This window comes from Streptomyces sp. NPDC054770, from assembly GCF_053611985.1.
On sequence record NZ_JBSHBL010000002.1, the window covers coordinates 45,089 to 58,153 of the forward strand.

Consider the following 13,065-nt stretch of genomic DNA (forward strand, 5'->3'; position numbering starts at 1 on the left):
GCGGGACCTCTCAGCCGTGCTCGGGCTGCCGGGCCGCCCACAGGCCGCGGACGTGGCCCAGGTGGCGGGTCATGATCTCGTGCACGGCCTGCTCGTCGCGGGCCAGCAGCGCGTCGAGGAGCTCCAGGTGCTCCTCGGCGGAGGCCTTCAGGCGTCCCGCCTTCACCAGCGCCGTCAGCCCGTACAGCCGCGAACGGCGCCGCAGGTCCCGTACCACCGCGACGAGTTGGTCGTTGCCCGCCAGTGCCAGCAGCCCCAGATGGAAGGCCAGGTCGGCCTCGACATAGGCGATGAGGTCGCCCTTCAGCGCCGAGGTCACGATCTCCTGGGCGACCGGGCGCAGCGCCTCCAGGTCGGTACGGTCGGCCGTGGCCGCGAGGGCGACGGTCGTCGGGATCTCGATCAAAGAGCGGACATGCGTGTACTCGTCGAGCTGCTTCTCGGAGACGACGGTGACCCGGAACCCCTTGTTCGGGACGATCTCGACCATGCCCTCCTTCACCAGTTCGAGCATCGCCTCGCGCACCGGGGTCGCGGAGACACCCAGGCGGGGGGCGAGCCCCGGCGCCGAGTACACCTCGCCGGGGCGCAGTTCACCGGCGATCAGCGCGGCACGCAGGACGTCCACGACCCGCTCCCGGAAGTTCGGCTTCCGGCCGCCGAGCGACGGAATGGCGGGCTTGGCGGCGGTGGGCGAGCTGGCGGGCCGGTCGGCCATGGTGGAACTCCTGGAGGGTCGTCGGGGGAATCAGAGTACGAAGCCGGCCGGGAACGGGTCGGTGGGGTCCAGCAGGTACTGCGCGGTGCCGGTGACCCAGGCACGGCCGGTGAAGCTGGGCAGGACCGCGGGCAGCCCCGCGACCTCGGTGGTGCCGAGGAGCCGGCCGGTGAACCGGGTGCCGATGAACGACTCGTTCACGAACTCGGTGTCCAGGGGGAGTTCGCCGCGGGCGTGCAGCTGGGCCATCCGCGCGCTGGTGCCGGTGCCGCAGGGGGAGCGGTCGAACCAGCCGGGGTGGATGGCCATCGCGTGCCGGGAGTGGCGGGCCGTGGCACCGGGGGCGACCAGGTGGACGTGGTGGCAGCCCCGGATGGACGGGTCCTCGGGGTGGACGGGCTCCGCCTCCGCGTTGATCGCCTCCATGAGGGACAGGCCGGCCCGGAGGATGTCGTCCTTTCGGGTGCGGTCGAAGGGGAGGTCGAACTCGTCGAGGGGGAGGATGGCGTAGAAGTTGCCGCCGTATGCCATGTCATATGTTACTGACCGCCCGTCAGAAAGCACGATCTTCCGGTCCAGCCCCACGGAGAACGACGGCACGTTCCGCAGCGTGACGTTCCTCGCCGCGCCGTCCTCCACTGCCACCTCGGCGACGACCAGGCCCGCCGGGGTGTCCAGCCGGATGGTCGTGACCGGCTCCACGACCTCCACCATCCCGGTCTCCACGAGCACGGTCGCCACGCCGATCGTGCCGTGCCCGCACATCGGCAGATAGCCGGAGACCTCGATGTAGACCACGCCCCAGTCGCAGTCGGGCCGGGCCGGCGGCTGCAGGATCGCCCCGCTCATCGCGGAGTGCCCGCGCGGCTCGTTCATCAGCAACTGCTTGATGTGATCGCGGTGTTCACGGAAGTACAGCCGCCGCTCGTTCATGGTCGCGCCGGGAATGGTGCCGATCCCGCCGGTGATCACCCGGGTGGGCATGCCCTCGGTGTGCGAGTCGACGGCGTGCAGGACGAGTTTGCTGCGCATGACACTCCTGGTGAGTAGAGAGTCGGAAGCCGGTCACGCCAGTCCGGCCGCGACGGCCTTCTCGGTGGCCGCGCGGATTACGGCCTCCTGCTCGGGCAGCAGCGGCACGCGCGGCGGGCGGCAGGCGCCGCCGTGCCGGCCGACGATGTCCATGGACAGCTTGATCGCCTGGACGAACTCGACCCTGGAGTCCCAGCGCAGCAGCGGATGCAGCTGCCCGTACAGCCGCTTGGCGGTGTCCAGGTCCCCGCCCACCGCGGCGCGGTACAGCTCGACCGTCGCGGCCGGCAGCGCGTTGGGGTAACCGGCCACCCAGCCCTTGGCACCCGCGATCGCCAGCTCCAGCAGGACGTCGTCGGCGCCGATCAACAGGTCCAGTTCCGGGGCCAGTTCGGCCAGCCGGTAGGCGCGCCGGACATCGCCGGAGAACTCCTTGACGGCGTGGATGCACCCCTCGCCGTGCAGCTTGGCGAGGAGTTCCGGGACCAGGTCGACCTTGGTGTCGATCGGGTTGTTGTACGCCACCACCGGCACGCCCGCCTTCGCGACCTCCGCGTAGTGCGCGAGCACCGAACGCTCGTCGGCGCGGTAGGCGTTGGGCGGCAGCAGCATCACGGCCGAGCAGCCCGCGTCCCGGGCCTGCTCGGCCCAGCGGCGGGCCTCGGCCGAGCCGTAGGCGGCGACCCCGGGCATCACCCGCGCCCCGCCGATCGCGGCCACGGCGGTCTCGACGACCTTGGCGCGCTCCTCGGGGGTGAGTACCTGGTACTCACCGAGCGAGCCGTTCGGTACGACACCGTCGCAGCCGTTCTCTACCAGCCAGGCGCAGTGCTCGGCGTACTTGTCGTAGTCGACGCCGAGGTCGTCGCGGAGGGGGAGGGCGGTGGCTACCAGGACACCGCGCCAGGGGTGGGGGTGGGGGGTGGTCATCGGGGCTCCTCCGTGGTGGTGGGTGGTGGTATGTGACATAGCACTGGTCACTGCTCGTCCTCGGTGCCGCCGGCCCGCCCGAGCACCCCGAGCGGCACCGGCCGGGCGAACGGCCTGCGTGCCGCCGTCTCCGGGCAGCCGGCCAGACCGGCGACCGCCGGCCCGCACATCCGCCCCTGGCACCAGCCCATCCCGGCCCGCGTCAGCAGTTTGACGGTCCGTACGTCTCCCGCGCCCAGCTCGGTCACCGCCCGCCGGACCGCCCCGCCGGTGACCTCCTCGCAGCGGCAGACGACCGTGTCGTCCGTGACCTGCTCGGCCCAGTGCGCGGGCGGCGCGTAGGCGTCGCCCATCGCCGCCGCGAACCGTCGCAGACCCGCACGAGCCCGGGCGGCCCCCGCCCAGCCACGCGCGTCCGGCTCCCGCCCCGCCAGCCGCGCGGCAACCGACCGGCCCGCGATGTGCCCTTCGGCGAGGGCGAGGTCCGCGCCGCCGATGCCGGTGGCCTCGCCCGCCGCCCACACCCCCGGCACATCGGTGCGCTGCTCGTCGTCCACGTGCACCGCGACCCCGTCGATCCGGCAGCCCAGGCCCTGGGCGAGGTCGGTGTGCGGGAGCATGCCGTGCCCGACGGCCAGGGTGTCGCAGTCGATGCGCCGCCGGGTGCCCGGCCGTACCCGGCCCGCGGCGTCGAGTGCGGCGACGGTGACGGCGTCGAGCCGCTGGTCGCCGTGCGCCTCGACGACGGTGTGGTGGACCAGGGTGCGCACCCCGTGCCGGAGCAACCGGGCCGTGTAGTGGGCGCCTTCGGCGAGCTTGGCCGGCCGGGTGGTCAGTGCTGGTGAGTGCCGTACGAAGGCCCGCGGGTCGGCGGACTCCACCAGCGCCGCCACCCGGGCGCCCGCCGCCGCGAGCCCGGTGGCGACCGGCAGCAGCAGCGGTCCGGTGCCGGCGACGACCGCCGTACGGCCCGGCAGCACCAGTCCGCCCTTCAGCATGGCCTGCGCCCCGCCCGCCGTGACGACACCGGGGAGCGTCCAGCCGGGGAAGGGCAGCACCTTCTCGTAGCCGCCGGTCGCGAGCATTACCGCGTCCGCGCGCACCTCGACGGGCTCCTCCTGCACCGGGCCGAGCAGCGCGTGCACGGTGAAACCGGTCCGCCGCCGCGTCACGCACCACACGTGATGGTCCCGCAGATGTGTCACCCGGCCTGCTGTGACGTGCAGTTCGAGACCGTCGCGCAACCGCTCCCAGTCGCGCCACCGGTGGTGCAGTGCCTGCGGGCGGCCGGCGCCGAGCCCGGCGGCGGGCTGCCGGTAGAACTGACCGCCGGCCTCCGGCGCCGCGTCGACCAGGATGACGCGCAGGCCGTGCCGGGCGGCCGCCAGGGTGGCGGCGAGCCCGGCCGGGCCCGCGCCGATCACGGCGAGACGGGGTGAGGTCTCCGGCCGGCTCGCGTCAGTCATCGTGACCGGTGCCCTGCTGCGTGCGGATCGCATCGCCCGGCTGCACGGGCACCAGACAAGCCCGTTGGTTGGGGCGGCCGTTGACGGTGACCAGGCAGTCGAAACAGACCCCGATCCCGCAGAAGACCCCGCGGGGACGGCCCTCGTCGCGGGTGGTCCGCCAGGACGTGACACCGGCGGACCAGAGCGCGGCCGCGACCGTCTGGCCGGGCAGCGCCACGATCTCGCGGCCGTCGAAGGTGGCGGTGAAGGCGGGGCCGGGCCGGGCCCGCGCCAGCTCCAGGGGGTTCACAGGGCCTCCTCGCCGAAACGCTCGGGACGGAACGGGGTCAGGTCCAGCTCGGGGTGTTTGCCGCTGAGCACCTGGGCGATCAACTGCCCGGTACCGGTGGCAAGTCCGATGCCCGCGCCCTCGTGCCCGCAGGCGTGGAAGAGGCCCGGCGCACGGGGGTCGGGGCCGATCGCGGGGAGGTGGTCGGGCAGGTAGGGGCGGAAACCCAGGTAGGTGCGCAGCGCCCGGACCCCGGACAGGAACGGGAACAGCCGGGTCGCGCCCGCCGCCAGCGCCCGCAGGGCCGGCAGCGAGAACGACCGGTCGAAGCCGACGCGTTCCCGGCTCGCGCCGATCAGGACCGGCCCGGCCGCCGTGCCCTCGACGACCGGCGAGGTCTGCAGGGCGGCCGAGTCGCTGGCCACGTCGGCCACGTAGTCGGCGGCGTACACCTTGTGCCGTACCCGGCGCGGCAACGGCTCGGTGACCAGCACGAAGCCGCGCCGGGGGAGCACGGGCAGGCGCACACCGGCGAGGGCGGCCACCTCGCCGCCCCAGGTCCCGGCCGCGTTCACCACGGCCGGGGCGTGGATGTCGCCGTGACCGGTACGGACGCCACGTACGGCACCGTCGGCGCCGCGCAGCACCTCCGTCACCGTGCGGCCGGTCGACAGGCGGGCGCCGGAGGCCCGTACGAGGTGTGCGGCGGCCAGCGTCGGCATGACCTGGGCGTCCTGGGGGTAGCGCACTCCGCCGGTCAGGCCGGGTGCCAAGTACGGCTCCAGTTCGTGGAGTTGGTCAGCGTCGACGTTCTCCGCCGTCACCCCGGCGGCCCGTTGCCCGGCCGCGAACCGCTCCAGGGCGGCCAGCCCTTCGGGGTCGGCCGCGACGACCACCCCGCCCTTGGGCTCGTACTCGATCAGGTCACCCAGCTCCCCGGCCAGGCCGGTCCACAACCGGCCGGACAGCAGGGCGAGTTCGAGTTCGGGTCCCGGCTCCTTGTCGGAGACGAGCAGATTGCCCTCGCCCGCCCCGGTGGTGCCGCCGGCCACCGGGCCGCGATCCACCACGATGACGTCCAGCCCCGCCCGGGACGCGTACAGGGCGCAGGCGGCGCCTACCATGCCTGCCCCGATCACTACGACGTCGCAGGTCAGTCGCATGCTCACGGCAGTAATATGTCACATGGCACACCTCACCGGAAGACCGCCGACCCCCACCGCCCGCGCCGCATCCACACCTCGTTCCGCCGAATGGCGCTCCCGAGTTGACAGGAAGACGATGGAGTGGTGGACGGGAGTTCGAAGGGAGGACACCGGTCATGCTGGAGATCAAGACGGTCGACAAACCGGACGAGCGGCGCGACTTCCCCCGCGGCCACCTGGAGTCCGTGCACCTGACCGGCCTCGACTTCGCCATCGCCACCTTCGAGCCGGGCTGGCGCTGGTCGGAGTCGGTGGCGCCGATCGCGGGCACCGAGAGCTGCATGGTTCACCACAACGGCTATGTGGTGCAGGGCAGGATGCACCTCGTCATGGACGACGGCGGCGAGGGCGAGATCGGCCCCGGCGACGTCTTCGTCCTTCCGGCGGGGCACGACGCCTGGGTCGTGGGGGACGAGCAGTGCATCGTGTACGACTTCGCCGGCGGCATGGCGACGGACTACGCGAAGGCCAGCGAGGGCTGAGGAAGGCCGAGGAGGGCAGGGGTGCCCGGCGGGTGCCGTCACCGTACGTAGGTGGCGGCACCCGGCGTGTCACACCGGCAGCAGCCGCGCGATCAGCCCGCCGAGCTGGCGGGCGGTGCGGCACTCGTGCATCTCCACGAGTTCGGCGTAGTCGGGCGCGGCCGAGTCGCCGGTGCCCCACAGGGAGTGCGGCTCGGGGTTCAGCCAGTAGACGCGCCGCGCCTGTCCGGCGATCCGGCGGACGGCGGCGAGGTTCGGGTCGAGGTTGTTGGTGCGGGCGTCGCCGAGGACGAACACCGTGGTGCGCGGGCCCACCGCGGCGCCGTACCGCTCCGCGAACTCGCCGAGCGCGACGCCGTAGTCGCTGCTGCCGTGCCAGCCGGTGAGCGTCGCCTCGGCGCGGATCCGGGCGCCCAGCCCCTCCGGATCGGCCCGGCCGTGCTCCAGGAGGCCGGTCACCTCGTCGATCCGGTTGACGAAGGCGAACACCCGGACCTTGCTGAACTGGTCGTGCAGCGCCTGCACCAGCAGCATCGTGAAGTCGGAGAACCCCGACACCGAGCCCGAGACGTCACACAGCAGCACCAGTTCGGGGCGGACCGGCCGGCGCCGGCGCAGCACCGGCCGCATCGGCACCCCGCCCGTCGACAGCGAGCCGCGCAGGGTGCGCCGCAGGTCGATGGTGCCCCGCGCGGCCCGGCGGCGGCGCGCGGCCAGCCGGGTCGCCAGCTTCCGCGCCAGCGGCTGTACGGTCCTGCGCAGCTCGGTGAGCTGCTCCCGCCCCGCGGACAGGAAGTCCACCCGGTCGGCGCTCGGTGCCACCGCCCGCCGGGCGATCCGATCCCGGCCGCGCCGCTCGGCCACCCGGCGCCGGGCCTCCGCCGCGACCATCCCCCGGAAGTCCTCGATCCGCCGCCGGATCTCGTCGTCGAGCAGCCGGTCCGCGAACCCCGTGCCGCCGCCCCGCGCCCGGACGTCCGCCCGCACCCGCGCGAGCAGCGTCTGCGGCCGCAGCCGGTCCAGGGTCTGGTACGACGACCAGCCGTCCGAGCCCGGTGAACTCCCGTATCCGCCCAGGCCGTCCACGGCTTCGGCCGCCAACTGCCGCAGCAGCGCCGTGTCGTCGTCCGCCAGGGCGGCGGCGAGCCGCTCCCGCAGCTCCTCCCGGTCACCGGACCCGCCGTCGGAGCCACCGCCGGGCCCGCCCACCGCGCGCGGGAAGTACAGGTCGAAGACCTGGTCGAACACGGCCCGTTGGCCGGTGCCGTGCAGCAGGGTGGCCGCCAGCCCCTCGCGCAGCAGCACCCGGTCCGCCAGACCCAGCGCCGCCACCGCCAGGCCCGCGTCCACGGTCTCCCCGGTGCCGACCCGCACCCCGTGCGCCCGCAGCGCGCCGACCAGCCCCGTCAGCCGGTCGGCGAGGTCGGCCGGAGCATCCGCCGTCACGTCGGCCGGTGTGCTCACAGCGCGTCCAGGTCCAGCTTGGCGGCCGCCTTCTGGATGTCGTCCTGGTGCTTGAGGATCACGCCCAGGGAGTCCCGTACGACCTGCTCGTCCAGCGTGTCGGCGCCCAGGGCCAGCAGGGTGCGCGCCCAGTCGATGGTCTCCGCCACCGAGGGGACCTTGCGCAGGTCCATCGCCCGCAGCGCCCCGACCACCCGGACGACGGACTCGGTGAGTGCCTCGGTGAGTCCCGGCACCTTCAGCCGTACGATCCGGCGCTCCAGCTCCTCGTCCGGGAAGCCGATGTGCAGGAACAGGCAACGGCGGCGCAGCGCCTCGGACAGCTCACGGCTGGCGTTGGAGGTGAGCACGACGAAGGGGCGGCGGGTCGCGGTGACCGTGCCCAGTTCGGGGACTGTCACCTGGAAGTCGCTGAGCACCTCCAGGAGCAGGCCCTCCACCTCGACGTCGGCCTTGTCGGTCTCGTCGATCAGCAGCACCTTGGGGTCGTCGCCCCGGATCGCGGTGAGCAGCGGGCGGGGGAGCAGGAACTCCTCGCTGAAGATGTCGGTGCGGGCCTCGTCCCAGGTCTCGTCCCGGCCGGCGCTGATCCGCAGCAGCTGCTTGGCGTGGTTCCACTCGTACAGCGCCCGGGACTCGTCCACGCCCTCGTAGCACTGCAGGCGCACCAGCCGGGCCCCGGCCACCGCCGCCACGGCCTTGGCCAGCTCGGTCTTGCCGACTCCGGCGGGGCCCTCGACGAGGAGCGGTTTGCCGAGCCGGTCGGCCAGGAAGACGGTGGTGGCGACGGCGGGGGAGGCGAGGTAGCCGGTCTCCGCGAGGCGCGCGGAGACGTCGTCGACGGAAGTGAACAACGGGGCCTCCGGCTGGTCAGGGTCGTGGAACGCACACGGGGAGCAGGTCAGGCTCCTATCTAAGCGCTTGTTCAGCTCCCCTGCCACCCTGTATACCGATCGGTTTCCTCGGGGCGTTCCGCGCGGTAACCTCGGCCGTATGGCCACCACAGACAAGGCGTCCCCCCGGGACCGGCTCCTCGAGGCCGCCGCCGAGCTCTTCTACCGCGACGGCGTCTCCATCGGTGTCGAGGCGCTGTGCAGGTCGGCCGGGGTCTCCAAGCGCTCGATGTACCAGCTCTTCGACAGCAAGGACGAGATGCTGGCCGCCAGCCTGGAACGCCGCAGGCACCGGTACGAGGCCCAGCTCACGCCCGCCGACACCGCGGCGGCCACGCCCCGCGAGCGGATCCGGTACGTCTTCGAACGGCAGGCGAAGGGCGCCGCGGACCCCGATTACCGCGGCTGCCCCTACCTCGCCGTCCTGGTCGAGCTGAAGGACCCCGAACACCCGGCGAGCGTGGTCGCCACAGCGGTCAAGGACCGGTTGGAGAGCTTCTTCCGCGAGCAGGCCGAACAGGGCGGCGCGGCGGACCCCGCCGTCCTCGCCCGGCAGCTGATGCTGGTCTTCGACGGCGCCAGCGCCCGCGCCGGTGCCCGCATCGAACGACTGGACGACGGCCTGGCCACCGGAACGGCCGACGCCCTCATGGACGCGGCCGGCCTGGAGTAGCCGACCCGGACGGATCACCACAACGAGCCGGGCCGGTCGCCCAGCCGATGCAATGGAGGCGTGACCGCGCCCCCGAACGACTGCCTCGTGCGCAACGAGTGGATCTGCGGTGCCTATCTGACCAGCCGCCGCCAGATCCTCCTCGACGCGGTCGGCCAGCACCTGCGGCTCACCGCGGTCGCGGTGCTCATCGGGCTCGTCATCGCCGTCCCGCTGGCCGTACTGGCCCGCCGCTGGCGCTGGTCGGCCGGACCCGTCCTCGGCGTCACGACCATCCTCTACACCATCCCGTCCCTGGCGATGTTCTCCCTGCTCCTGCCCCTGTACGGGCTCTCGGCCACCCTCGTCGTCGCCGGCCTGGTGCTGTACTCGCTCACCCTGCTCGTCCGCAACATCCTCGCGGGCCTGCGGGCCGTCCCCGAGGAGACCCGACAGGCCGCCCGCGGCCTGGGCTACGGCCCGATCCGCCTCCTGCTCACCGTCGAACTGCCCCTCGCGCTGCCCGCCGCGATGGCCGGCCTGCGCATCGCCACCGTCTCCGCGGTCTCCCTGGTCACCGTCGGCGCGATCGTCGGCTTCGGCGGACTCGGCAACCTGATCTACGCCGGCATGAACACCTACTTCAAGGCCCAGGTGCTGACCGCCTCCGTGCTCTGCGTGCTGATCGCCGTCGCCGCCGACCTGCTGCTGCTCGGGGTGCAGCGGCTGCTCACCCCGTGGACGCGGGCGGCCCGCGCGTGAAGACGCTCACCGACGCGTGGGCCTGGCTCACCGACGCCGCGCACTGGGCCGGCGACGACGGCATCGCGCACCGGCTGCTCCAGCACCTCGTCCTCACCGTCGTCTGCCTCGTCATCAGCTGCCTGATCGCGCTCCCGGTCGCGCTGGTCCTCGGCCACCTCGGCAAGGGAGGCGCGCTCGCCGTGAACATCTCCAACGTCGGCCGGGCCGTCCCCACCTTCGCCGTCCTGGTGCTGCTCCTCCTCACCCCGATCGGCAGCTGGGGCGAGGGCCCCACCGTGGTCGCCCTGGTGCTGTTCGCCGTACCGCCCCTGCTCACCAACGCCTACGTCGGCATGCGCGAGGTCGACCGGAGCATCGTCCAGGCCGCGCGGGGGATGGGGATGACCGGGCGGCAGATGCTGTTTCGCGTGGAACTGCCCCTTTCGCTCCCCATGATCCTCACCGGGGTGCGGATCGCCGCCGTCCAACTCGTCGCCACCGCCACCATCGCCGCGCTCGCGGGCGGCGGCGGACTCGGCCGGATCATCACCGCCGGATTCAACCTGGCCAGCACGCCCATGGTGGTCGCCGGAGCGATCCTGGTCGCCGTGTTCGCCCTGATCGTCGAGGGCGTCTTCGAACTCGTCGAACGGCTCGCCCCGGTCTGGCTGCGGGGCTCGCGATGAGACTCCGCACGGCGGCCGGCGCCCTGCTCCTCGCCCTCACCGCCTGCACCACCGGCCCCTCCCTGGAGAACCGCGGCGAGGTCACCGCGCCCCCGGGCGACAGCAAGCACCTGACCATCGGCTCCGCCGGCTTCACCGAGAGCGACCTGCTCGCCCAGATGTACGCCCAGCTTCTCGACCAGGCCGGATACCGGACCTCCCTGATCACCGTCGCCAACCGTGAAATCTACGAACCGGCCCTGGAGTCCGGGCAGATCGACGTCGTCCCCGAATACGCGGCCACCTTCGCCGACTGGCTCAACGCCAAGACCAACGGCCCCGACGCACCCCCCGTCGGCTCGCCCGACCTCGCCACCACGATGAAGGCACTGCGCCGCCTTGCCACACCCCGTGGCCTCACCGTCCTCGACCCGGGACGGGCGGTGGACCAGAACGCCTTCGCGGTCACCGCCGCCTACGCCCGGCAGCACCACCTCAGGACGCTCAGTGACCTCGGCGCCTCGGGACTGAAGGTACGGCTCGCGGCGGGGGACGAGTGCGTGCAGCGGCCGTACTGCGAGCCGGGGCTGAAGAAGGTCTACGGCATCGACATCACCGGCGTCGATCCCAAGGGCGTCGGCACCACCCAGGCCAAGCGGGCCGTGCAGAGCGGGCAGGACCAGATGGTGCTGACCACGACCACCGACGCGACGCTCGGTCAGTTCGGCCTGGTCCTCCTCGCCGACGACAGACACCTCCAGAACGCCGACTACGTCGTCCCGGTCGTCAACCGCGCCCGGGCCGGCAGCGAGCGGGTCACCAAGGCACTCGGCAAGCTCAACGACGTCCTGACCACGGCCGACCTGGCCTCGATGAACCAGCAGGTCGACAGCTGGCGGCGACTGGCCCAGGACGTGGCCCGGACCTATCTGCGGGACAAGGGTCTGCTGAAGTGACGACCGGTGAAGTGACGACCGGTGAAGTGACGACCGGTGAAGTGACGACCGGTGAAGTGACGGCCGGTGAAGTGACGGCCGGGCCCGTTGTCAGTGGCGGGCGGTACGTTCTCGGTATGGGGATCTACCTGGTGAGTATCGGTGCGCAGGAATGGCTCGACGGCGACGAGGACGAGGGCGGCAAGGGCAACCTCGCCTCGGCCCTCGACGCGGAGCTGCGACGGCGTGGGCTGGCGCCGTACGAGTCGGTGCCCGAGGCGGCCGCCTTCGTGCGCGGTTCGGGGCTGTCGTTCGAGGAGAAGCTGGTACCGCCCATGGGCGGGTTGGCTGCCCTGTGCCGGGAGCACCTGTCGGCAGGGGAGACGGAGCTGCTGCTGGGCTGGTCGGTGCTGGTGCCCTTCTCGCTCGACGAGGAGATCCGGCTGCCCCTCGCCTCCGCCTACACCGACGAGACGGTGGTCGCCGGCGCACCCGAGGTGCTCGCCCTCGCGCAGCGGCTGGCGGCGGCGATCGGGCTTCCCGTCGAAGCGATACCCGAGGCCTGCGACAACCTCGATCTGACCATGTGGTTCCTGGAGGGCCCGGCGAAGGAGGCGGCCGCCGCCCGCCCCGGCCCCTGGGGCGAGGACCTGGACACCGCCTTCTACGTCGCGCTGTACCTGCGGGCCGCCCAGCACTCGCTGCGCCGCGGCTGCCCGATGGCGTACTGCTGACGTGCTGACGATGAACGCCGTGCCGACCGCCGCCGGTCAGGCGTCGGAGACCGAGTCGAACGGCACCTGACCCCGCGAGACGCCACGCGCGTCCGCGTCCACCGAGCGGCGCAGCGCCTCGTGCAGCCTGGCCGGGGTCAGCACGCCGAGGAAGCGCGAGCCGTCCAGCACCGCGACCCACCCGGCGTCGTACTGGAGCATCACACCGAACGCCTGCTTCAGCGGGGCGCCCACCGGTACCCACGCGGTCATCCGGTGGGCGAGTTCGCCGACCGTGCCGCCCGCCGCCAGCTCGTCCCGGCCCACCCAGCCGTGCAGGTCGCCGTCCGTGTCGAGGACCACGGCCCACCGGGCGCCCGCCGCCCGCAGCCGCTCCGCGGCGCTCTCGGCGGACTCGTCCAGGCGGGCGATCGCCGGCTGCTCCAGGTCGTCCGGCTCGATGTCGGTCACCGACAGCCGCTTCAGCCCGCGGTCCGCGCCCACGAACCCGGCCACGTACGGCGTGGCCGGCCTGCCCAGCACCACCCCGGGAGTGTCGAACTGCTCGATCCGCCCCTGCCCGTACACCGCGATCCGGTCGCCGAGCCGCACGGCTTCCTCGATGTCGTGCGTGACCAGCAGCACGGTCTTGCGCACGGCGGCCTGCATCCGCAGGAACTCGTCCTGCAACTGCTCCCGCACCGCCGGGTCGACCGCGCCGAACGGCTCGTCCATCAGCAGCACCGGGGGATCGGCGGCGAGCGCCCGGGCCACGCCGACGCGCTGCCGCTGGCCGCCGGAGAGCTGGTCCGGGTAGCGCGGCCCGTACGTCTTCGGGTCCAGGCCGACGAGGCGCTGCTGACCGGGCTGCTGCGCGACACCTGGGGCTTCGAGG

At 73.0% G+C, this 13,065-nt stretch carries 15 protein-coding genes; 6 read left to right on the forward strand and 9 right to left on the reverse strand.

What is annotated here, in order from left to right; translation table 11 throughout:
• Positions 1-10: 10 nt before the first annotated feature.
• From ACWGKQ_RS02745 to ACWGKQ_RS02770, 6 genes are read right to left on the reverse strand one after another with little or no spacing between them, the layout of a single operon-like run.
• Positions 11-718 (reverse strand): GntR family transcriptional regulator, encoded by a 708-nt coding sequence (locus ACWGKQ_RS02745; protein ID WP_453290047.1) that lies wholly within the window; start codon positions 716-718, stop codon positions 11-13.
• Positions 719-748: 30 nt separating this feature from the next.
• On the reverse strand, positions 749-1,750 hold the full coding sequence (locus ACWGKQ_RS02750) for a proline racemase family protein (RefSeq protein ID WP_453290048.1): 1,002 nt from the start codon (positions 1,748-1,750) through the stop codon (positions 749-751).
• 33 nt (positions 1,751-1,783) lie between these two features.
• Positions 1,784-2,680, reverse strand: coding sequence for a dihydrodipicolinate synthase family protein (locus ACWGKQ_RS02755; RefSeq protein WP_453290049.1), 897 nt, complete (start codon positions 2,678-2,680; stop codon positions 1,784-1,786).
• A gap of 47 nt (positions 2,681-2,727) precedes the next feature.
• On the reverse strand, positions 2,728-4,146 hold the full coding sequence (locus ACWGKQ_RS02760) for an FAD-dependent oxidoreductase (RefSeq protein WP_453290050.1): 1,419 nt from the start codon (positions 4,144-4,146) through the stop codon (positions 2,728-2,730).
• The gene (locus ACWGKQ_RS02765; protein WP_453290051.1) at positions 4,139-4,438 is read right to left on the reverse strand and encodes a (2Fe-2S)-binding protein; all 300 of its coding nucleotides are present in this window, start codon (positions 4,436-4,438) and stop codon (positions 4,139-4,141) included. Before ACWGKQ_RS02765 ends, ACWGKQ_RS02760 begins: the two co-directional genes overlap by 8 nt.
• Positions 4,435-5,586, reverse strand: coding sequence for an NAD(P)/FAD-dependent oxidoreductase (locus ACWGKQ_RS02770; protein WP_453290052.1), 1,152 nt, complete (start codon positions 5,584-5,586; stop codon positions 4,435-4,437). The genes ACWGKQ_RS02765 and ACWGKQ_RS02770 overlap by 4 nt, the downstream gene beginning before the upstream one ends.
• A 152-nt stretch (positions 5,587-5,738) precedes the next feature.
• Between ACWGKQ_RS02770 and ACWGKQ_RS02775 the strand changes: the two genes are divergently transcribed.
• A complete protein-coding gene (locus ACWGKQ_RS02775; RefSeq protein ID WP_453290053.1) occupies positions 5,739-6,104 on the forward strand; it encodes a cupin domain-containing protein in 366 nt (121 codons plus the stop codon).
• A gap of 69 nt (positions 6,105-6,173) precedes the next feature.
• Here ACWGKQ_RS02775 and ACWGKQ_RS02780 read toward each other — a convergent pair whose 3' ends face one another.
• Positions 6,174-7,568, reverse strand: a complete 1,395-nt coding sequence (locus ACWGKQ_RS02780) for a VWA domain-containing protein (RefSeq protein WP_453290054.1) — start codon at positions 7,566-7,568, stop codon at positions 6,174-6,176.
• The gene (locus tag ACWGKQ_RS02785) at positions 7,565-8,422 is read right to left on the reverse strand and encodes an AAA family ATPase (RefSeq protein ID WP_453290055.1); all 858 of its coding nucleotides are present in this window, start codon (positions 8,420-8,422) and stop codon (positions 7,565-7,567) included. Before ACWGKQ_RS02785 ends, ACWGKQ_RS02780 begins: the two co-directional genes overlap by 4 nt.
• 139 nt (positions 8,423-8,561) lie before the next feature.
• Between ACWGKQ_RS02785 and ACWGKQ_RS02790 the strand changes: the two genes are divergently transcribed.
• The 5 genes from ACWGKQ_RS02790 to ACWGKQ_RS02810 all read left to right on the forward strand — a co-directional run bounded on the left by ACWGKQ_RS02790 (position 8,562) and on the right by ACWGKQ_RS02810 (position 12,191).
• A complete protein-coding gene (locus ACWGKQ_RS02790; protein ID WP_453290056.1) occupies positions 8,562-9,134 on the forward strand; it encodes a TetR/AcrR family transcriptional regulator in 573 nt (190 codons plus the stop codon).
• Positions 9,135-9,194: 60 nt separating this feature from the next.
• Positions 9,195-9,875, forward strand: coding sequence for an ABC transporter permease (locus ACWGKQ_RS02795; RefSeq protein ID WP_453290057.1), 681 nt, complete (start codon positions 9,195-9,197; stop codon positions 9,873-9,875).
• Complete coding sequence (locus ACWGKQ_RS02800; RefSeq protein ID WP_453290058.1) at positions 9,872-10,543, forward strand: ABC transporter permease; 672 nt, start codon at positions 9,872-9,874, stop codon at positions 10,541-10,543. Before ACWGKQ_RS02795 ends, ACWGKQ_RS02800 begins: the two co-directional genes overlap by 4 nt.
• Positions 10,540-11,478, forward strand: a complete 939-nt coding sequence (locus ACWGKQ_RS02805) for an ABC transporter substrate-binding protein (protein WP_453290059.1) — start codon at positions 10,540-10,542, stop codon at positions 11,476-11,478. The genes ACWGKQ_RS02800 and ACWGKQ_RS02805 overlap by 4 nt, the downstream gene beginning before the upstream one ends.
• Positions 11,479-11,594: 116 nt before the next feature.
• Positions 11,595-12,191, forward strand: a complete 597-nt coding sequence (locus tag ACWGKQ_RS02810) for a hypothetical protein (protein ID WP_453290060.1) — start codon at positions 11,595-11,597, stop codon at positions 12,189-12,191.
• Between the two features lie 36 nt (positions 12,192-12,227).
• Here ACWGKQ_RS02810 and ACWGKQ_RS02815 read toward each other — a convergent pair.
• Positions 12,228-13,065: ATP-binding cassette domain-containing protein (locus ACWGKQ_RS02815; protein WP_453290061.1), on the reverse strand; the 838-nt coding region annotated here is incomplete at its 5' end.

What these genes read in the sequence shown, in the direction of transcription:
- ACWGKQ_RS02775 (WP_453290053.1), top strand. Translation starts at nt 5,739, where the DNA reads ATGCTGGAGATCAAGACGGTCGACAAACCGGACGAGCGGCGCGACTTC.
- ACWGKQ_RS02745 (WP_453290047.1), bottom strand. Translation starts at nt 718, where the DNA reads ATGGCCGACCGGCCCGCCAGCTCGCCCACCGCCGCCAAGCCCGCCATT.
- ACWGKQ_RS02790 (WP_453290056.1), top strand. Translation starts at nt 8,562, where the DNA reads ATGGCCACCACAGACAAGGCGTCCCCCCGGGACCGGCTCCTCGAGGCC.
- ACWGKQ_RS02760 (WP_453290050.1), bottom strand. Translation starts at nt 4,146, where the DNA reads ATGACTGACGCGAGCCGGCCGGAGACCTCACCCCGTCTCGCCGTGATC.
- ACWGKQ_RS02755 (WP_453290049.1), bottom strand. Translation starts at nt 2,680, where the DNA reads ATGACCACCCCCCACCCCCACCCCTGGCGCGGTGTCCTGGTAGCCACC.
- ACWGKQ_RS02750 (WP_453290048.1), bottom strand. Translation starts at nt 1,750, where the DNA reads ATGCGCAGCAAACTCGTCCTGCACGCCGTCGACTCGCACACCGAGGGC.
- ACWGKQ_RS02805 (WP_453290059.1), top strand. Translation starts at nt 10,540, where the DNA reads ATGAGACTCCGCACGGCGGCCGGCGCCCTGCTCCTCGCCCTCACCGCC.
- ACWGKQ_RS02810 (WP_453290060.1), top strand. Translation starts at nt 11,595, where the DNA reads ATGGGGATCTACCTGGTGAGTATCGGTGCGCAGGAATGGCTCGACGGC.